The 18,323-nt window shown below is 72.3% G+C and carries 15 protein-coding genes and 1 pseudogene; 5 read left to right on the forward strand and 11 right to left on the reverse strand.

Annotated elements, in window-relative coordinates:
• Positions 1–113: 113 nt before the first annotated feature.
• The 3 genes from ACH4TG_RS20575 to ACH4TG_RS20585 form a co-directional block, all read right to left on the reverse strand.
• On the reverse strand, positions 114–911 hold the full coding sequence (locus tag ACH4TG_RS20575) for a carbohydrate ABC transporter permease (protein ID WP_398243822.1): 798 nt from the start codon (positions 909–911) through the stop codon (positions 114–116).
• An 86-nt stretch (positions 912–997) separates the two neighbouring features.
• On the reverse strand, positions 998–1,945 hold the full coding sequence (locus ACH4TG_RS20580; RefSeq protein ID WP_398243823.1) for a carbohydrate ABC transporter permease: 948 nt from the start codon (positions 1,943–1,945) through the stop codon (positions 998–1,000).
• Positions 1,946–2,014: 69 nt separating this feature from the next.
• On the reverse strand, positions 2,015–3,319 hold the full coding sequence (locus ACH4TG_RS20585) for an ABC transporter substrate-binding protein (protein WP_398243824.1): 1,305 nt from the start codon (positions 3,317–3,319) through the stop codon (positions 2,015–2,017).
• 359 nt (positions 3,320–3,678) lie between these two features.
• On the opposite strand from ACH4TG_RS20585, the gene ACH4TG_RS20590 reads away from it, so the two are divergent.
• The gene (locus ACH4TG_RS20590) at positions 3,679–4,707 is read left to right on the forward strand and encodes a LacI family DNA-binding transcriptional regulator (RefSeq protein WP_398243825.1); all 1,029 of its coding nucleotides are present in this window, start codon (positions 3,679–3,681) and stop codon (positions 4,705–4,707) included.
• A 181-nt stretch (positions 4,708–4,888) separates the two neighbouring features.
• Here ACH4TG_RS20590 and ACH4TG_RS20595 read toward each other — a convergent pair whose 3' ends face one another.
• A complete protein-coding gene (locus tag ACH4TG_RS20595; protein WP_398243826.1) occupies positions 4,889–7,960 on the reverse strand; it encodes a glycosyl hydrolase in 3,072 nt (1,023 codons plus the stop codon).
• Between the two features lie 494 nt (positions 7,961–8,454).
• On the opposite strand from ACH4TG_RS20595, the gene ACH4TG_RS20600 reads away from it, so the two are divergent.
• Entirely contained in the window at positions 8,455–9,099 is a 645-nt protein-coding gene (locus tag ACH4TG_RS20600; RefSeq protein ID WP_398243827.1) for an NAD(P)-dependent oxidoreductase, read from the forward strand.
• Between the two features lie 52 nt (positions 9,100–9,151).
• Here the strand turns inward: ACH4TG_RS20600 and ACH4TG_RS20605 are convergent, their stop codons facing one another.
• From ACH4TG_RS20605 to ACH4TG_RS20615, 3 genes are all read right to left on the reverse strand, one after another.
• Entirely contained in the window at positions 9,152–9,904 is a 753-nt protein-coding gene (locus ACH4TG_RS20605) for a helix-turn-helix domain-containing protein (protein WP_398243828.1), read from the reverse strand.
• Positions 9,905–9,950: 46 nt separating this feature from the next.
• Positions 9,951–10,253, reverse strand: coding sequence for a putative quinol monooxygenase (locus ACH4TG_RS20610; RefSeq protein ID WP_398243829.1), 303 nt, complete (start codon positions 10,251–10,253; stop codon positions 9,951–9,953).
• 214 nt (positions 10,254–10,467) lie between these two features.
• The gene (locus ACH4TG_RS20615) at positions 10,468–11,001 is read right to left on the reverse strand and encodes a hypothetical protein (protein ID WP_398243830.1); all 534 of its coding nucleotides are present in this window, start codon (positions 10,999–11,001) and stop codon (positions 10,468–10,470) included.
• Positions 11,002–11,349: 348 nt separating this feature from the next.
• Between ACH4TG_RS20615 and ACH4TG_RS20620 the strand changes: the two genes are divergently transcribed.
• Complete coding sequence (locus ACH4TG_RS20620; protein ID WP_398243831.1) at positions 11,350–12,492, forward strand: peptidoglycan-binding protein; 1,143 nt, start codon at positions 11,350–11,352, stop codon at positions 12,490–12,492.
• A gap of 44 nt (positions 12,493–12,536) precedes the next feature.
• Here ACH4TG_RS20620 and ACH4TG_RS20625 read toward each other — a convergent pair whose 3' ends face one another.
• Complete coding sequence (locus tag ACH4TG_RS20625; RefSeq protein WP_398243832.1) at positions 12,537–13,130, reverse strand: hypothetical protein; 594 nt, start codon at positions 13,128–13,130, stop codon at positions 12,537–12,539.
• Complete coding sequence (locus ACH4TG_RS20630) at positions 13,123–13,617, reverse strand: SigE family RNA polymerase sigma factor (protein ID WP_398243833.1); 495 nt, start codon at positions 13,615–13,617, stop codon at positions 13,123–13,125. The genes ACH4TG_RS20625 and ACH4TG_RS20630 overlap by 8 nt, the downstream gene beginning before the upstream one ends.
• 230 nt (positions 13,618–13,847) lie before the next feature.
• Between ACH4TG_RS20630 and ACH4TG_RS20635 the strand changes: the two genes are divergently transcribed.
• Both ACH4TG_RS20635 and ACH4TG_RS20640 read left to right on the forward strand, forming a co-directional pair.
• The gene (locus ACH4TG_RS20635) at positions 13,848–14,201 is read left to right on the forward strand and encodes a hypothetical protein (RefSeq protein WP_398243834.1); all 354 of its coding nucleotides are present in this window, start codon (positions 13,848–13,850) and stop codon (positions 14,199–14,201) included.
• 112 nt (positions 14,202–14,313) lie between these two features.
• Entirely contained in the window at positions 14,314–14,958 is a 645-nt protein-coding gene (locus ACH4TG_RS20640; protein WP_398243835.1) for a GNAT family N-acetyltransferase, read from the forward strand.
• 26 nt (positions 14,959–14,984) lie between these two features.
• On the opposite strand, the gene ACH4TG_RS20645 is transcribed toward ACH4TG_RS20640, so the two are convergent.
• Both ACH4TG_RS20645 and ACH4TG_RS20650 read right to left on the reverse strand, forming a co-directional pair.
• Positions 14,985–16,346 carry a serine/threonine-protein kinase gene (locus tag ACH4TG_RS20645; RefSeq protein WP_398243836.1) on the reverse strand — a complete coding sequence of 454 codons (1,362 nt, stop codon included), beginning with the start codon at positions 16,344–16,346 and terminating at the stop codon, positions 14,985–14,987.
• Positions 16,347–16,387: 41 nt separating this feature from the next.
• Positions 16,388–18,088 (reverse strand): annotated as a pseudogene (locus tag ACH4TG_RS20650) (AAA family ATPase); the annotation flags it as partial.
• Between the last annotated feature and the right edge of the window lie 235 nt (positions 18,089–18,323).

Raw genomic sequence — 18,323 nt, forward strand, 5'->3', positions numbered from 1 at the left:
CCGTATCTCGTCTGGGGCACGGCGGTCATGGGTGGTGGAGCAGGCGCCCCGGCACGGCTGTGAGCGCTCACACCCTGCCGCGGACGGCGCGGTGGCGAGCGTTGCGGCGGCGCTCACTTCCCGGTCCCGGCCATCAGCCCGGAGACGTAGTAGCGCTGGAGGAGCATGAACAGCACCACGCACGGGAGCATCGTGACGGTGATTCCGGCCTGCAGCGCACCCCAGTCAACCGTGTTCAGGGGGCCGTTCTGCGCGTTGACGAGGGCCACCGGGAGCGTGAAGCTCGCGTTGTCGTTCAGCAGCACGAGCGCCGCGAGGAACTCGTTCCAGCCGGCCAGGAACGCGAAGAGCGCGACGGTCACGACGCCCGGCCTGACCAGCGGCAGCATGACCCGGGGCAGTGCGCTGAGCTTGGAGCATCCGTCGAGTTCGACGGCGTCGCCGATCTCCTCGGGGATGCTGTCGAAGGAGTTGCGCATCATGTAGACGGCGAACGGCATCTGGAACGTCGAGTAGACCAGCGCCAGTCCCAGCAGCGAGTTCGTCAGCCCCAGCCAGGTCATCACGGTGAACAGCGAGACCAGCAGCGCCGGGTACGGCACCAGCAGCATGCCGACGGTGATGCCGAACAGTACCCGCTTGCCCCGGAACCGGAAGCGGGCGAACGCGTAGCCGGCCGTCACCGCGGCCACGGTCGTGAGGACCACGGTCATCAGCGTGACCGCCAGGGAGTTGAGGACGTACGCGCTCAGCGAGGTGCCCGAGCTGTCCAGTTTGGCGAAGTTCCCGAGTCCCAGGTGCGACGGCCACCACACGGGCGGCCAGGCGTTGGCCTGTGCCGCGGGCTTGAACCCGCCGACCGTCGTCCAGACGATCGGGAACGCGAAGACCAGGGCGGCCAGAGCGGCCACAACGACACGGACCGGACCGGCACCGCGCTCGCGTGCCGGCCGCGGGGACCGGCGAGGGCGTGCAAGGGTGGGCATGACCATCGCCGTCAGACCTTTCCGCGCTGCAGCCGGACCTGGACCACGGAGATCCCGGCCATGACCGCGACCACCACCACGGCCACCGCGGCGGCGTAGCCGCGCTGGAAGCTGAGGAAGGCGGCCTTGTAGAGGTAGTAGACGACCGTGAGGGTCGAGCCGTCGGGGCCGCCCTTGGTCATCGTGTAGAACTGGTCGAAGCCGAGGAAGGTGGTGCTGACGGTGAGCAGCACGACCAGCGAGAGCGGCTTTCTGATCAGCGGCAGCGTGACGTCGACCAGGATGCGCGCCGGGCCCGCGCCGTCCAGCCGGGCGGCTTCGTAGATCTCGTCGGGGATCGAGTCCATCCCCATCAGCAGCACCAGCATCGCCAGGCCGACCGTCTTCCACACGGTCATGACGACCACCACGGCCAGCGTCGTCGACGGGCGCGCGTACCAGTCGGAGGCGCTTCCCGGCAGGCCCAACTGCTGGGCGAGGTAGGGAAGTATTCCGGTGCGGGCGTTCGTCATCGACAGCCACAGCAGGCCGGCCGGCGCGAAACCGATGGTGACCGGTGCGAACAGCAGGGCCCGCACCGCGGTGCGCCCGGGGAACCTCGGCCGCACCAGCAGGGCCAGGGCCAGCGACAGCGCGATGCCGGCGGCCGAGGTGATCAGGGTGTACTCGACGGTGAAGCGGACGGCGTGCCAGAACTGGGCCGACGACAGCGTCTGGCGGTAGTTGGACAGTCCGGCCGGGGTGTGCGGCCCGAACGCCGGCCAGTGGAAGAACGACATCCAGAGCATGAGGCCGAAGGGGAGCACGAAGAAGACGCCGATGAGGGCGGCGCTCGGTGCGGCCAGTGCCCAGCCCTGAAGATTGTCGCGGCGGCGGCGCGCGGAGGGCGAGCCGCGCCTGTGTCCCGGCTGGGGTTCGGGGTGCCGCACGGGGTGCGGCCCGGTGACGGTGGTGAGCATGGCGGGGATCTCCCATACGGTGGGGCCGGCCGGATCCTCGGACCGGCGGCCTTCCTGGCTGGTGGACCGTCAGTTGCGGCTCGCCGCGTCCGCCGCGGCCTGGGCTTTCCTGGTCGCGGCCGCAGGGTCGGCCCCGTTGAAGACCACGGAGCGGATCATCGTGAGCCAGGGCCCCTGCGGGTCGGCGACGACGTTGTTGTACGCGGGCGACGCCACGACCCTTCCGTGCGGGACCAGCGAGGCGGGCACGGCGAACTGCTCGCCGAGCGAGCCGGGCACCTGGACGTCGGTGCGCACCGGCAGGGCGGGCAGCTTGAGGTAGACGTCCTGCTGGGTCTGCTTCGACACCAGCCAGTCGATGAAGTCCCATGCCTGGTCGACGTGCTTGGACGAGGCCGCGATGGACGCGACGTCGCCGCCGGAGAAGGTGCCGATCTGCCCGCTGTCGGGTCCGGGGATCGGCGCGAGTCCGAACGTGAAGCCCTTCGACTTCGCGTCGATGGCCGCGGTGTTGACGCCGTTGCCCCCGGCGAAGTCGATGCCGATCCTGCCCGAGGCGAAGACCGAGAAGAAGCCGTCTCCCGTGTCGGTCTTGGCGGTCTCCGGGATGTCGCCGTGCCGGTAGAGCGTCTGGAGGAACGTCAGCGCGTTCCTGGTGGGCGCGTTGTCGAATTGAAACGATTCACTCGACGACACGACATTACCCCGCTGGGCCCAGATGAGCGGTGTGAAGTCGTAGGCCAGCGTGCTCGGGGCGTCGCCGGAGATGTAGAACCCCTTGTTCCCGTGGCCCAGCGCGGTGATCGCGTCGGCCGCCGCGATCAGTCCCTTCCAGGTCGTGGGCGGCTTGTCCGGGTCGAGTCCGGCCTGCTTGAACAGCGTCTTGTTGTAGAGGTAGAGGGAGGTGTCCGCGACGTACGGCACGCCGTAGACCTTGCCGCCCTCGGTGGACGCCTCGGTGTGCGCGGGCGAGAGGTGGCCCGCCGCCCCGTCCGCGGCCAGCAGCGAGGTGAGGTCGAGGACCGCGCCCGTGCGCACCACCTGCGGCATGTAGACCACGTCGGTGGCCAGGATGTCCGGCAGGGATCCCGACTGGGCCGCGGCCGCGAACTTCGTCATGTACTGGTCGGCCGGGACGTGGGTGATCTCGACCTGGTTCTTGTGGCTGCTGTTGTACGCCTTCACGACGGCGTCCGTCACGCTCTCGTTGCCCGGGCGGACCCAGAGCTTGAGCGTCGCTCCGGTGTCCTCGGCCTTCACCGAGCCGGGATCGACGGAACCGCCGCCCGTGCCCGCGCCGCACCCGGCCGCCGCCAGAACGGCGACGACGGTCGCGGCGGTGAGTCTGAGTGCCGTTGTCAGGTGTCGCTTCATGACCAACCTCGTGGTGAGTAGGTGCTCGCACGGCGGCAGCCCCGGACGGCCGCTGGGAGGGCCGGCGGGGAAGGAGGGGGGAGGCGAGGAGGGGAAGAAGAGGGAGGGGAGAGCCGCAGGAGCGATGGCAACGGCTTTCCGTTTCTGAACATAACCCACCCGAAACCCGCTGGCAATGACTTGGTCGCGGATCTCTGCAGCCGCCTGAGGCACGCCCGTTGCGCGTCCGGAAGCCGGAAAAACCCTGGCACAGCGCCTGGTTGACCTGGGAGATCGCCACGGCCGGTCACCATCCACCGTGCCGACCGGCGTGTACCTTCGTAAGGAAAAGTTTTCCTCCATCGAGTACAGTCAGCACCGTGAGCGAGGAAACAAAGCCAACCCGGCGACCGCACAAGGCGACCGTCAAGGACGTCGCCGAGCGGGCCGGCGTGTCGATCAGCACCGTCTCCAAGGCCCTCTCCGGCAAGGGCGCGGTGCGCCACGAGACCCGCCAGCGGGTGCTCCAGGCAGCCGAGGCCCTCAAGTACCAGAGCAACCAGCTGGCCACCAGCCTCTTCACGGGCAGGACCGACATGGTGGGGGTGATCACCGGCGACACCTTCGGGCGCCTGACCGTGCCGGTGCTGCTGGGCGTCATCGAGGCGCTGGCGGAACGCGAGATCGCCATGGTGCTCTGCGACGGGCGGGGGGACCCGATCCGCGAGCTGTTCTTCACCGAGTCCCTCGTCCGGCGGCGCGTGGACGGCATCCTCGTGGTCGGCAGCGGTGCCTCGCCGCGGGAACCGCTCGGCGCCGACGTCGCCACCCCGGTGGTGTACGCGCTGGAGTGGTCGACTCGGGAGAGCGACATCTCGGTCGTCCCGGACGACGCCGAGGGGGCCCGCACGGCCGCACGGCACCTCATCGCCACCAAGCGGCGCCGGCTGGCGTTCATCTCCGGCCCCGGCAAGGACGTCGCCACCAAGGTCCGGCTCGCCGGCACTCGCGAGGTGCTCGCCGAGGCCGGCGGCGAGCTGGTCCACGAGCCGCTGATCGGCCACTGGACCGAAGGCTGGGGGCGGCAGGCCGCGACACAACTGCTGCGGTCGGGCGTGGAGTTCGACGGCATCGTGTGCGGCAGCGACCAGATCGCCCGCGGGGTGCTGGAAGTGCTGCGCGAGCACGAGGTGCGCGTCCCGCAGGACGCCGGGGTCGTCGGCTTCGACAACTGGGACGTGATGGTCGAGGCGAGCCGGCCCCAACTCTCCTCCGTGGACCTCAGCTTGAACGACATCGGGCGCACCGCCGCGCAGTTGCTGCTCAAGGCCATCGACGAGGACGTCGCCCCGGGCATCCACCACATCGACTGCCAGCTCATGCCCCGGGAGTCGACCGCACCGGCGTGAGCCCGCCCGGCCCGCCCGGGCGGCGCCACCGGAACCGCCGGGGCCGCCCGCCGCGCACGCCGCTGCCCGGGGATCCGGGAGGCGGCGTGCGCGGCGGGGCCGGTCGCGATGCCGTGGCCCGGCGACCGCGGTCCGGCCGCCGGGCGCACGGGCGGGCGGGTGCACCGACGGCCCCTGCGGGTCAGCGGGCCCTGGCCTCGCCGTACGGGGTCAGGCGGACCGGGCCGAGCAGGCCGTAGGCCTGGCGGGCGGCGATGCCGTAGATCGACGGGGTGACCGTGCGCAGACGGTTGATCAGCGTGGTGGCGACCTCCACCTCGATGACGTTGCGCCCGGGCCGCAGCAGGGAGCCGAGGTCGACCGTGGTGGACAGCACGCCTGCCGGAGGCACCCGGTGGCCGTTGACCCGCACGCGGAACGTGTCGCTGACCGACCCGAGGTCGAGCACCGCTCCGGCCGCGCCGCGCCAGCCGTCGGGCAGGTCCACGGTGGCGGTGTAGCGGCCCACCCCCGAGGAGTCCTGCAACTGCGGCAGTTGGGACCAGGGCAGCAGGCCGTCCAACTGCACGGTGACGACCGGCTTGAGCGTCTCGGTGGCGCTCGCGCCGGGCTGCCAGTCCTCGGCGGCCAGGGTCCACCGGTCGAGTGCGATCGGGTCGGGCAGCGCGCCCACGTCGCCGCGCAGCACGCTGCCGTCGGCCAGCGTCGCGCTGTACGCCCCGGCGGTGGCGGAGCGCAGCACGACGGCAGGGCCGTCCAGCCGCACGGAGTCGGCGTCGGTGGCGGTGACCTGGGCGGCGCCGGGCTCGCCTGCCCAGCCGGGGGCGGCCAGGACGACGAGGGTGCTCTCGCCGGGGTCGAGCGCCACGCGCACGCCGATCCGGCCGTCCTGGCGGGTGAACTGGGCGATGCGGGAGATCTCGCCGGTCCAGGCGTCCAGCCGGTAGGGCACGGCCGAGGCGTCGACGGGGGTGAGCCAGGCGGTCTGGTCGATGCGGGAGATCACGCGGTTCTCGGCGTGGCGGGCGTTGGCCAGGTAGAAGAGGTCGACGGCGCCGTCCACCCGATGGACGTTCATCAGGCTGGACGTGTCGTAGCGGACCGCCTCGCGCACGCCCAACTGCGCGAGCGCGGCCGGGATCTGGGACTGGTCGGCGACCTGCACGACGGTCGGTTCCTTCAGCAACTGCGCCACGGCGGCGGCGACCCGGGCGTCCTCGGCCGCACCTGCCTTCCCCGTGGAGACGGGCGCGGACCAGTCGCCGAGCAGCACGACGGGCAGGCCGTCGCGGGCGAAGCGCAGCAGCACTCCCGCGCCCTGGGAGCTGATCTGGCAGATGTTGCCGCCGAACTGGTCCGGCCCGAGGATCAGCGCGCCGAACGACGGTCCTGCGGGCGCGAGCCGCCCCTTGTCGACGGCCACGCCGGGCAGGGTCAGTACGGCGTCGGACGCGAAGCTGTGCGTCCAGCCGGTGGGGATACCGGAGTTGGTGGACCACGGCGCGCCGATGCCGGTGGCGGTGTAGCCCTTCTGCCGGTAGAACAGCAGGTCGTAACGCTGCACGCCGGTCTGCAGGGCGAACTGGGTGCGGGCCATGTACCCGGCGATGTCGGGCATGTGCCCCCAGGTGGGCTGGCGAGGCCCCCAGGCGTCGCTGTAGCCGATGCCGGTCTGGTTGTACGGGGAGAAGGCGGCGAAGCCGGGCCAGGTCGCGCCGGGCGCGTCGGCGTAGGCGAAGCCGTGGACGACGGTCTGGTTGACGCCGCCGGCGTAGAAGCTGCCGATGGTCTGCAGCGCCTTGTGCCAGGTGGTGCTGTACGCGCCGTTGGCGTAGGCGATGGACTCGCAGGAGAGCTTGGTGTGCCCGGCCAGGTCGCGTCCGCCGCACAGCACGCGGTAGTCGTCCAGGTTCTTGAAGCCCAGCGACTCGCTCTCGGGGATGTCCAGCAGGGCGGCGTAGTCGATGGAGTCGGTCTGCAGCCCGTACGGCTGCACGCGCAGCTCCATCCCCAGGTCGTGCGCCCAGGAGCGGAGCGTCAGCAGGTGGTTCTCGCGGTACAGGTCCGACAGCACGGCGTTGAGGTCGTCCCGCACCCCGGAGGTCGTCGCGGCGTCATAGGTGAACTGGTACTTGCCCTTGAGCTGGACGAGGATCGGGAGCCAGGGCATGACGTCGTACCCCTTGCGGGCCCTGAACTCCGCCACCAGCGCTGGGGTCCAGACCGTGGAGCTGGTCTCGATCTCCAGGGAGTCCTCGAAGAACGCCCCGCCGGCGCCGCGCAGCAGGCGGCGGATGCGCGGCGTCAGGATGGTGCTGTCCCACAGGTCGGTGACGGCCTTCGTGCCGGCGGCGCTGAAGTGGTCCACCACGTAGGCGGTGGGGGTGGTGAACGGGCCGGCCTCGGGCTGCTGGCCGGAACCGCGCAGCCAGTAGGACACGAGCACCCAGGTGTCGGCGGTGGGCGGCGTCCAGGTGAGCTGCCCGCCGGAGACCGTGGAGGTGAGGTCGACGAGGGAGGAGGCGTCCAGCGGGGTGATGCCCTTGACGGCGGCTCCGGTCGCGCGAACCCCGTGCACGGCGAGCAGGGACTGCCGGGTGACGCCGGAGGAAGGCGCGAACGAGGAGGCGGGCACCGGGCCGCTGTAGGCCGAGCCGCCGGAGACGGTGGCGACGCCGTGGGCGAGCTCGCAGGACGCGGCGTCGCTGTCGGGGGTGATGGTGGGCGTGGCGGCGGGCCAACTCGGGCCCATCGTCAGGTCGATGGTGATGCCGCGCCGCACGGCCTGGGTGAGGGCGGCGTCCAGGCCGGCCAGCCACGGTTCCGAACCCCAGCCGTGCCCGGCGACGTCCAGGGTGAGCAGCCCGCTGTGATGGACGTCGGAGACCTCCAGGCCCCCGCAGCCGGCATCGGCGACGGCGTCGACCTCCTTGGCGATCTCGCCCGGATCGACCTGCCCGTTCGGCCACCACCAGCGGAACTTGGGGGCGTAGGCCGCCTCCGGGCTGGTGAACCGCGCCCGCCACCGGCCGGTGCCGGCGCCGAAGCCGACGGTCGCGTCGGGTGCCGTGCCGGAGGCGGCGCCCGATCCGGAGGCCCAGGCGGGGGCGCCGCCCCAGGCCAGTGCGGAGCCGGCGGCCAGGGCCGTGCCGGCGCCGATGCCGAGCAGTCGGCGGCGGCCGATCCCCGGAGCGTCCGCCGCGGCGGACCGGTCGTTGTCGTGCGGGAGGGGGCGGGGCGGGGTGGCAGTCATCGGGTGGTCTCCTGCGGTGGTTCGAGGGCAGGTTGGATCGTGTGGCGGCGGCGGACGCCATGCCTGGGCTGGGCGCAGCGCCGGGAGCACCGGGCGACGGGGCGGGACGGACGACGCGGTCGGGCGGAAGCCGCGAGCGGGCATGCCGCCACGTCCCGACTACGCGGCGCCCTGGTCCCGCAGGGGCAACCGCGAAGTGAAACCTTTCATCTGGCGTTGCCAGACACTAGGGCCGCCGCGCCGGAGCGTCAAGGCTTCCGTACCTGTGGGTGTTACCGGAGAGCACGCGTGGGATCACCCGGCCCTTCTCATGCCCGAGTGACCTACTGAGTCGATTCAACTCCTGGCTCCTCCAGGGCCGTCCGGTGGCCGTGCTCTGCCGCGTGCGGCGGAAGTCGCCGGGTGTCGTGCCGGTGTGGCGGGGCCGGTTTCCCGGACAGTGGAAGCCGAGGCAGCACCGTGGCCTCGACCCACCAGGAAGGAAGGATCACGCCATGAGCAGGATCGTCGTGTTCGGTGCCGCTGGAAAGGCCGGCTCACGGGTCGTCGCCGAGGCCGCCGCCCGGGGACACCAGGTCACCGCCGTCGCCCGCAACCCCGACGCGCTCACCGGCCTTCCCGACGGCGTGCGGGCAGCTGCCGGCGACGTCACCGACCCCGCGTCCGTCGCCCGCCTCGCCGAAGGGGCCGACGCGCTGGTGCTGACCGTCGGCGGCCCGGACACCGACCTCTACACCGAAGCCGTCGCCGTCACCGCCGGCGCCGTTCGCGCCCTGGGCGCGGCCGGCCCGCGCATCCTCCACATGGGCGGCGGCGCCAGCCTCCTGGACGAGCAGGGCGTGCGCCTCTTCGACTCCCCCGACTTCCCCGGGGAGTTCAAGGCCCAGGCCGCCGCCCAGATCCGCGCGCTCGACGCCTACCGTGCCCTCGACGACAGCGTGACCTGGACCTACCTGTCCCCGCCGCCGGTCCACTTCGCCCCCGGCGAGCGCACCGGCCACTACCGCACCGGTCTCGACCAGCCCGTCGTCGGCGACGACGGCCAGGCCCGCCTCTCCTACGAGGACTTCGCCGTCGCCCTCGTCGACGAGATCGAGAACCCCCGCCACCTCAACCAGCGCTTCACCGCCGGTTACTGACTCCCGAGGGACCACGGAGCGTGGGCCGGGGCCGCGGCGGGGGTGGGGCGGGTCAACGGCGGAAGCTGGCGCGGTAGTCGGTGGGCGTGCGGCCGGTCAGTTCCTGGAACGCGGCGTTGAAGGCCGACAGGGAGCCGTAGCCGACCATGTAGGCGATCTTCGTCACCGGTCTGTCGCCCGCGGCCAGTTCCTCGATGGCACGCAGCAGACGCATCCGGCGCAGGGCTGCCCGCCAGGTCATGCCCGTCTCCTCGGCGAACCGGCGGGCCAGCGTGCGCGGTGCGAGGCCGACCTCCTGGGCCAGGTCCTCGAAGCGGACCTCGCGGTCGAGCCGCTCCTCGGTCAGTCGCAGGGCTCGGCGCAGTTCCGGGGATCGGCCCACCGGCACGACGACCGGGCTCGGCTTTTCGGCGAGCCGCCAGGTCACGGCGGCGAGCGCGGCGAACAGGGTCTCGGCGTAGGCGGTCAGGGGTTGGTCGCTCTCGCCCCACGTCCCGCACTCAGCCACCAGGGAGCGTGCGAGGGGGCTGAGGTCGAACACGGTCAGGGGCGCCGGCGGGGGCGGGGCGAATGCGGTGTCGAAGAGCACCGACGCGGTCGTGACCGGCCGCGGGATGCTCACGGCGATCGGCTGGCCCGCCTCGATCAGCGCGGCCCTGGCCGGCGGCAGCAGCCACGCCCGGCCCTGCGCCTCCAGGCGGAGGGCGCCCTCCGAGGCGCAGAGCAGGTAGTGGCGATCGGCGCGGAGTTCGCGCGCCGGTCCCGCGTTGAAGGTGCGGACGAAGCTGTACGCCTTGCGCGTCATCGATGGCCTCGCACGGGCCGATCGTAGTGGTCGGTGGTGCTGCCGGTCAGCCGACCGTCTCCAGCAACTCGGCCTGGAAACGCCGGCTCACCGGCGCGCCGACCATGAGCGGGCGGATCGCCTCGCTGAAACGCGCGAAGGAGGGCGACTTCCCGTAGCCGTCCCACGACGCCTTGTCCTGCCACTCGTGCACGATGGTGATCCGGCCGTCGTCCTCCCGGGAGGCGTAGACCCGGAAGGCCAGGCAGCCGGGCATGGCGCTGACCCGGTCGCGTTCGGCGTCCAAGTGGCCGAGGGCGGCCGCGCGGTCGGTGGCAGCGGTGGCGAAGTCGACGATGGCGATGATCATGGGGACCTCCTGCGTCGGGGCAGCGAGTGCTGCGGGTGGGATGCCTTGATCCTCACCCGGCTCCTGCTGGGTCGGCCTCCGTCAACCGGACGCGTTCACGCTCCCATCGGACTTGGCGGCGGGCGGGCGCCGCTCCGGCGGCCGTGGACGCGAGGCGCGGCCGTTCGTCCGCCGTGGCTGCGCGCGGCTCTTCCCGCGACGTGGAGGCTCCCGGCTAGGCGACGTCGACCTCCAGCGCCCCCCGCGCCAAGCCGATGAAGGTGACGTACGCGTCCCGGAAGTCCCGGTAGGCGGCGTCGTAGGCGTCCCGTCGCCCGGGGCTGTCGTCGCCCAGGAGTGCCTTGAGGTGCTGCTGCACGCGCCGCCCCATGTTCCGCACGTGATCCGCCGCGTCGGACACTTCCGGAGGACCGTCGAGCCGGACCTCATGCATCGCCCTGTTCATATCGCCGATGGCCGGGCCAATGCGTGCGTACATCCGCGTCAGCAGCCGGACCTTGCCCTCGCGGTCGTCTGCCGCGTCCACGTCGTCGATCTGCCACGTGACCTCGTTGAAGGCGTGTGCGCAGCTCATCATTTCCCGATAGGCGGATCGGCGCCGCTCGCGCTGCTCCCGCAGGGCCTCCGCCCTTGTCGTCGTCTCGGCTTGGGCCCGCGCTGCGCGGAAGGTGGCCCGCGCGGTGATGTAGCTGGCTGCCAGCGCCGTCAGCGCGGTGAGGATGCCGATCCACAGTCCGCTGTTCGCCATGGGCAGAGAGTCTGTCAGCCGAAGGTGACGGCCGAACAGTCCGTGGACAGGGGGTGCGCGCACCCGGATCGCCGGCGCGGGTGGCAGCTCGACCCGGCGCTCGTCGGTGAAGTCGCGGCCGAGCAGATGGCCCGGCCGTGGTCGAGGGGCGCGCTCGCCCGCCGCGGACGCCGCCCGCCTGCGTGAGCAGCTGGGGGACGGAGGGCTCGTGGACCGCTGACGTTCCGCCTCTTTCCCCCCGCACTCCCCATCGACATGATTGAACACCGACAAGTCCGCGGATCCGTGCGTGTCCATATGCCATGTGAGGGCCGGCAGATGCCCCCCAACGGAGGAGAGGAGGGGCCCATGTCGAACGGCCCCCTGTACTTAAATCGGCGCGGCATCCTCAGGGCCGCGGCGGCCATCGGGCTCGGGATCGGCGGCGAGCAGCTGCTCGCCGCCCGTCCGGCGGGCGCGGTGGCGCCGCTGAGCGGCGCCGACACCTCGTACATCATCGACTGCGCCGGATGGAGCGCCCGTCCGCCGTCCTCGCCCATCTCGACATCCGGGTCGACCGACAGGATCATCGTCCACCAGACGGAGTGGCCCGACACGACTGACTACTCGCGGGACCGGGCCATCGCCCTGGCGCAGGAGATCCAGGACCTGCACATGGACACCAACGGCTGGATCGACACCGGCCAGCACTTCACCGTCAGCCGCGGCGGCTACGTGCTGGAGGGCCGTCACCGGAGCCTCGAAGGGCTGAACGACGGCGGGTTCCAGCCGGTCAGCGCGCACGCCGTGGGCGAGAACACCCGGGCCATCGGCATCGAGAACGAGGGCACGTACTTCACCGAGACGCCCACCCAGATGCTGCTGGACTCGCTGGTGCGCCTGCTGACGGACGTCTGCACGCAGTACGGCCTCGGCGCCCACCGGATCTTCGGGCACTGGGACTTCAACGACACCGACTGCCCCGGCTACGCCTTCTACCCCTTGTTCCCGCAACTGCGGCTGCGGACGGCGCAGGCGCTGGCCCAGGACCCCGCTTCCATCCCGGAGCGCACCTGGCCGGACCCGTACTCCTCCAGCGCCGGATCGATCGTCGTCACGGTCCAGTACCTGCTCAAGGCGCAGGGCTACCAGGTGAAGACCGACGGCTCGATGAGCAGCAGCACCCTCAAGGCCATCTCCGGCTTCCAGAAGGCGCACGGCCTGACCGTGTCCTCGAACGGCACCGTGACCCAGCCGACCTGGGAGGCGCTGGCCCTGCCCGTCGCCTCGGGCGCCGTCGGCCCGTCCGTACTCGCGGCCCAGTCGATGCTCGCGCACAAGGGCTACAGCGTGACGGCCAACGGCACGTACGACGCGGCGACCGTCTCCGCCGTGGCGGACATGCAGCAGTTGCACGGGCTGCCGCAGACCGGGGCGCTGGACACGGCGAGCTGGTGCGCGACGGTCGGGGGCATCGTGGCGGAGGAGTTCAGCGGGCTCGGCGCCGCCTGATCCCCGCGCTCGGCCGCGGGATGTCCCAACCCCGCGGCAGCCGTTCAGGTGCAGGTCCAGGAGGTGATGAGGCCCGTGGCCAGGGAGACGGTGATGACGGTCGGGCCCGGTGCGCCGGAGACGTTCGCCGTCGCCCGGCCGGGCCCGGTCTGGTGGAGCGGGCCGACATGAAGGGGCGTCGTCGGGTTGCCGCAGACAGCCGGCCAGTCGCGGGCGGGTCCGCCCAGGTCCTGCGGGGAGGCGGCCGCCTGCGCCAGGGCGGACGCGGCAAGGTGGATGCGCTCCAGGGCCTTGCGTTCGGCATCGGCGGCGGCGCCCGAAGCCTGAGGGAGTCGTCCGTAGTACTCCGCCACGGTGGCGCGAACGGCCGCGAGTTCAGCGCGAGTTGCCGCGGGGTGCGCGGAGATCGAGGGCGTCCCTGCCGGCGGCGTCGATGCGCCGTGCCCGGACGCACCCGCATGCCAGCCGATGCCTGCGACGAGGGCGACAGCCGTCCCCGCCACGGCAAGTCGCCGACGGCGGGCACGGGCCCGGCTGCGTGACCTGAGCAGTTGGGCGGAGGGTGCGGCGGCGAGCGGCGGAAGCGGCGCGGTGTGCAGCAGCGCGCGGATCCGGTCGTCGAGGTCGTGCTCAGGCATGGGTGTCCTGCTTCTCTTCCGTGTCGAGCAACGGCGCGAGTGACCGGCGACCGCGGGCCAGCCAGCTCTTGACCGTGCCCGCCGGTGTGCCGGTCTCGGCGGAGATCTGCTCGATGCTGAGGTCGCACAGGTAGTGGAGGACGAGCACCCGCCGCTGGCACGGGGGAAGGGCGGCAAGCGCCTGCTCGACCAGGACCCGGTCCGGGGAGGGTTCCGCGACGGTGGCCGGGAGCTGGTGGCGCAGCGTCAGCTCCCAGCCGCGGCGCAGGCGCCGGAAACGGGACACGGCCAGACGCCAGGCGGTCGTCCGGATCCAGGCCTCCGGCTGCTCGGCCGCGCGCAAGGTCCGGCGCCGGGACCAGGCCCGGACGAACGCCTCCTGCACCGCGTCCTGTGCGGCGTCGGCGTCGCCGGTCATGAGGGTCAGCTGACGCACGAGCCGGGGGAAGGCCGCGGCGTAGAGGTCGTCGAACTCCTCGGTCTGCACCAGCGTCTCCACTCCTGCCCCAGCGTGTCGGGGCGCGCGGTCGGGCACGTTACCCGGATCGCTGGAGGGGTACGCACGGCAGTGCCCGTCCGGTGGCAGGCAGCACGGGTGAGGTGGATCACAGCTGACCGCTGCCACCTGGCGCGGACAGCGTGCGTATCCCTCGCATCGTCAGCCGTCCGGACACCACCGGCCGGCGCCCCTCCGATGGAGAGAGGTCGGAACCCACGATGTCCCACCGTGCACCCCGCACCGGTAACCGCAAGCTGCGCAACGCCGCAGTCACCGCGACCACGCTGCTGGCAGGACTGGCCACCGCCGCCACCCTGCAGTCCCAGGCCCACGCCACCTCGACCACCTCGCCCGCCAAGGCACGGGCCGCGGCCGCGAAGGCAGCGCATGACGCCGCCACCCCTCCGGCCCCGGCGAAGGCAGCCGCCCCTTCCGGCGCCACCGACGCCTGCACTGCCGCGACCGAGGCCGCGCTGCAGGCCACTGCCCGGGCGCACGCCCACCCGGACTCGGCGCAGGATGCCCGCAGGGCCGCCATGCTGAACGCCAAGCGGGCCTTCATCTGCGACTGACCCCGAGGCAGCGGCCCCCGGGACCTGTGCCGCCTTTCGGCACGGGCCCCGGGGGCCGGGCTGGTCGGGAAAACCGGATGCGGAGGCCGGGCGGGCTGGCTACCGTCCGGGCGTGGCCCATTCCTATCCCCCGCTGAACGTCGAAGTCCGCACGCCGCGCCTGACGCTGGCCGGGGCGTCGGACGAGCTGCTGGAGCGTCTCGTGCCGATCGTGCGGGCCGGGGTCGCCGACGCCCGGCCATGGCCGTTCGACGACCCGATCTCGTTCTACGCCGACAGCCCCGAACGCGAATGGCGATGGCTGCGGGCCGTCTGGGCCGGCCGCGCCCGCGTGAGCCCGGATGCGTGGCGGCTGTACTTCGCCGTGCTCGTCGACGGCGAACCGGTCGGCATGCAGGACCTCATCGGCAGGGACTTCACGCGGTTCGGCACGGTGTCCAGCTTCTCGTGGCTGGCTCCTGGCAGCCGCGGACAGGGGCTCGGCAAGGAAATGCGGGCGGCGGTCCTGCAGTTGGCCTTTGCCGGGCTGGGCGCACGCGAAGCCGGCAGCGACGCCTTCGTCGACAACGAAGCGTCCAACGGCATTTCCCGCGGCCTGGGTTACGAGCCGAACGGCACGGACTGGGACACCCGCCGCGGCGAGCCCGCGCGGATCCAGCAGTGGCGGCTCACCCGTGACGCCTGGGAACGGGTCCGCCGGGACGACATCGAACTGGCCGGCGTCGAAGCGTGCCTGCCGGTCCTGGGCATCGGGTAAAAGCGCGAGGACCCCCGCAATCCGGCTCAGCCGACGTCGAGTTGGAAGACGAGCCGACCGTCCTTGACGTACCACTGGCCGCCTGCGAGGGGAGGGCGGCCGGCGGAGTCGACGCCGAGCAGGCAGTCCCCTCGGTTGTGGCAGCCCCCGGTCCCGTAGCCTCGCGGGTAGAGGAACACCGCTTTGACGTCGGGCTGGGCCTTGAGCCAGTCCGTCACCGCCCTCGGCTGACTGCCGCACGAGCCGCAGACGGCCGTCGTCGTGTACGTCACGCGCACCTTGTCCCCGGCGAGCTTCGTCTCCGACGTCCGGCGGAACCCGTCCGGCTCCCCGAGCTGTTGGGCCCCGCGCACGTTGGCCTTGTACGCCGCGGAGTCCTTGTCCGCGCTCTTGTGGGAGTCGTGCAGCAGGTACCCGGCGAGACCGCCGCCGGCGAGCAGCACCAGCACCGCGGCGGCGATCGCCGTGGTCCTCCTCGGCTTCCGGGGCGCTGCCGGCGGGACCGGCGGAGCCTGCGGGGCGGCCAAGGGCGGTGGCGGCATGGACGGTTGAGTGGGCACGTAGGGCGCCGCGGCGGCGATGCGGCCCAGCATCGGACGGAGCTGACCATGCGTCAGCCGCTGGGCGGGGTCCTTGCGCAGGAGACCGCTGAGCACGGGCTCAAGGGGCCCCGTCCCCACCGCGGGAATCGGCTCCTCCGTGGCCACGGCGACGAGGACCGCGCCGGGGTTGGTGCCGTCGAACGGCGGGTGCCCCTGCGCCGCCGCGTAGAGCGTCGCCCCCAGCGACCACAGGTCGGACGCCGCGGTGGCGGGCAACCCGCGCACCTGCTCGGGCGCCATGAACGCCGGGGTGCCCAGGAGCGAGCCCGAGGCCGTCAGCGTCGCGTCCCCGTCGAGGGCGGCGATGCCGAAGTCGGTCAGCACGGCCCGGTCCTGCTCCAGCAGGATGTTCGCGGGCTTGATGTCCCGGTGGGTGATGCCCGCCAGGTGCGCGGCGTGCAGCGCGTCGAGCACCTGGAGGCCGATGCGGGCCGCCTGCTCGGGAGCCAGCCGCCCCTGGGCGGCGAGCAGGTCGGCCAGCGACCCGCCGCGCACCAACTCCATGACGATCCAAGGGCGTCCGTCCTCGCTCGCCGTGCGGTCGTGCACGGTGACGATGCCCGGGTGCTTCAGCCGGGCGGCCGCGCGCGCCTCGCGGTCCAGCCGGGCGATCCAGTTCTCCCGCTCGGCCGCGGTCAGGTGCCCGGGCAGCACGAGTTCCTTGACGGCCACGTCCCGGTCCAGCCGGTCGTCGTGGGCGTGCCACACGGCGCCCATGCCGCCGCGCCCCACCCGTGCGATCAACCGGTACCGGCCGGCCAGCACCCTCCCGAGGTCTGCGTCCATGACGCCGGACTATATCCGCGCCCGTGGGGCGGGTTCGGCGATCATCCTTGGGATCCGGGCTGGGACGGCGGGTAGCCGTAGCCCTGTTGCGGATCGGCCCCCGGCTGGTTCTGCGGTGGCGTTCCGTAGGGCTGGGGCGGGCTGCCGTACGGGCCGGACTGCGCGGGGGTGCCGTACGGGGTGGGTGTGCCTCCGGGCGGGGTGGACGGTCCGTAGGGGCTGGGCGTGCCTCCCGGCGGGGTGGACGGTCCGTAGGGCCCGGGCCCGAAGGGGGTGGGGGCGGCGGGCTGGTTCCCGGCGCCGCCGGTCCACGGGCCTTGTCCCGGCTGGGTGCGTGCGAAGTCCTCGGCGACCATCGCGGAGAGGTTGAAGTACGCCTCGCGGGTCTTGGGCCGCATCATGTCGAGGTCGACCTCGGCACCCGCGGCCAGGTGCTCGTCGAACGGCACGACCTGCACCCCGCGGCAGCGCATCTGGAAGTGCGCGACGATGTCCTCGACCTTGATCATCTTGCCGGTCTCACGCACCCCCGAAATCACGGTGATGCTCCGCGAGACCAGGTCTGCGTAGCCGTGCGCGGACAGCCAGTCCAGCGTCGTGCTCGCACTGGACGCACCGTCCACCGACGGCGTCGACACGATGATCAACTGGTCGGCCAGATCCAGCACACCACGCATCGCGCTGTACAGAAGACCGGTACCGGAGTCGGTGAGGATCACCGGGTACTGCCGGCCCAGCACGTCGATCGCCCGCCGGTAGTCGTCGTCGTTGAACGTGGTGGACACCGCCGGATCCACGTCGTTGGCGATGATCTCCAGACCCGACGGCGCCTGCGAGGTGAACCGCCGGATGTCCATATAGCTGTTCAGATACGGGATCGCCTGGACCAGGTCCCGGATCGTGGCGCCCGTCTCCCGCCGCACCCGACGACCCAGCGTGCCCGCGTCCGGGTTCGCGTCGATCGCAAGGATCTTGTCCTGCCGCTCACTCGCCAGCGTCGCACCCAGCGCGGTGGTCGTGGTCGTCTTGCCCACACCACCCTTGAGACTGATCACCGCGATCCGGTAGCACGACAGCACCGGAGTACGGATCAACTCCAGCTTGCGCTGCCGCTCCGCCTCCTCCTTCTTCCCACCGATCTTGAACCGCGACGGCTGCGCATTGGCACCCGGCTTCTTCGGCTTCGGCTGATTACGCAGCAACCGATCCGAACTCAGCTCCACCGCCGCGGTGTAGCCCAAGGGCTCTCCCCCCTGCCCGGGCTGCGCCTGCTGATCCGGAGTGGCCTGGGGCCAACTGCCCCCGGGCGGGACGACGGGCGGGCCGAAGCCCTGCGGCGCCGCGGGCTGCGGGGCCTGGGGGTCGCCGGGCACGGCGTCCGGCTTCGGCATGCCCGTCGGCGGCACGGGCATACCGGCAGGCGGGGTCCCCATCGGCGGCACGGGCATACCGGCAGGCGGAGTGCCCGTCGGCGGCACAGGCATGCCACCCGGCGGGGTCCCCATCGGCGGCACCGGCATACCCGCAGGCGGAGTCCCCATCGGCGGCACCGGCTGGGCGGGGGGTACGGGCCCGGCGGGTGCTGCGGGTTGGCCGGACTGGATCGATTGCCCGTACTCGTAAATGGCCTGCGCGGACAGCTTCTGCGTCGCTCGCGTGGCGTCGGACTCGGGCTGCCCGTGGGGCGGGAAGCCGTAACCGCCCTGGCCGGGCTCGGGTGGGGCCTGCGCTTCCGGCGCCGGGGCCTGCGGTTCCCCGCCCTCCGGGTCGGCCGAGGCCTTCCGCGGCAAGAACCCAGGGGGCACCGCGTCCTCTGGTTCCTCGCTCTCCGGCTCGGCCGGAGCCTCCGGCTCAGCAACTGCCTCCGGCTCAGCCAGAGCCTCCGGCTCGTCGCCGTCCGGCGCGCTCACCATGTACCAGGACTGCAGGCGCGGACCGATACGGAGCGCACGGGTGCTGAACTCGTCGGTGTACTCG

Source organism: Streptomyces sp. NPDC020917, assembly GCF_044333795.1.
Taxonomy (GTDB): domain Bacteria; phylum Actinomycetota; class Actinomycetes; order Streptomycetales; family Streptomycetaceae; genus Actinacidiphila.

Bases quoted from the DNA above. Each gene is read 5' to 3' on its own strand.
- ACH4TG_RS20580 (WP_398243823.1), bottom strand. From the start codon at position 1,945: ATGCTCACCACCGTCACCGGGCCGCACCCCGTGCGGCACCCCGAACCC.
- ACH4TG_RS20585 (WP_398243824.1), bottom strand. From the start codon at position 3,319: ATGAAGCGACACCTGACAACGGCACTCAGACTCACCGCCGCGACCGTC.
- ACH4TG_RS20595 (WP_398243826.1), bottom strand. From the start codon at position 7,960: ATGACTGCCACCCCGCCCCGCCCCCTCCCGCACGACAACGACCGGTCC.
- ACH4TG_RS20600 (WP_398243827.1), top strand. From the start codon at position 8,455: ATGAGCAGGATCGTCGTGTTCGGTGCCGCTGGAAAGGCCGGCTCACGG.
- ACH4TG_RS20605 (WP_398243828.1), bottom strand. From the start codon at position 9,904: ATGACGCGCAAGGCGTACAGCTTCGTCCGCACCTTCAACGCGGGACCG.
- ACH4TG_RS20610 (WP_398243829.1), bottom strand. From the start codon at position 10,253: ATGATCATCGCCATCGTCGACTTCGCCACCGCTGCCACCGACCGCGCG.
- ACH4TG_RS20615 (WP_398243830.1), bottom strand. From the start codon at position 11,001: ATGGCGAACAGCGGACTGTGGATCGGCATCCTCACCGCGCTGACGGCG.
- ACH4TG_RS20620 (WP_398243831.1), top strand. From the start codon at position 11,350: ATGTCGAACGGCCCCCTGTACTTAAATCGGCGCGGCATCCTCAGGGCC.
- ACH4TG_RS20625 (WP_398243832.1), bottom strand. From the start codon at position 13,130: ATGCCTGAGCACGACCTCGACGACCGGATCCGCGCGCTGCTGCACACC.
- ACH4TG_RS20635 (WP_398243834.1), top strand. From the start codon at position 13,848: ATGTCCCACCGTGCACCCCGCACCGGTAACCGCAAGCTGCGCAACGCC.
- ACH4TG_RS20645 (WP_398243836.1), bottom strand. From the start codon at position 16,346: ATGGACGCAGACCTCGGGAGGGTGCTGGCCGGCCGGTACCGGTTGATC.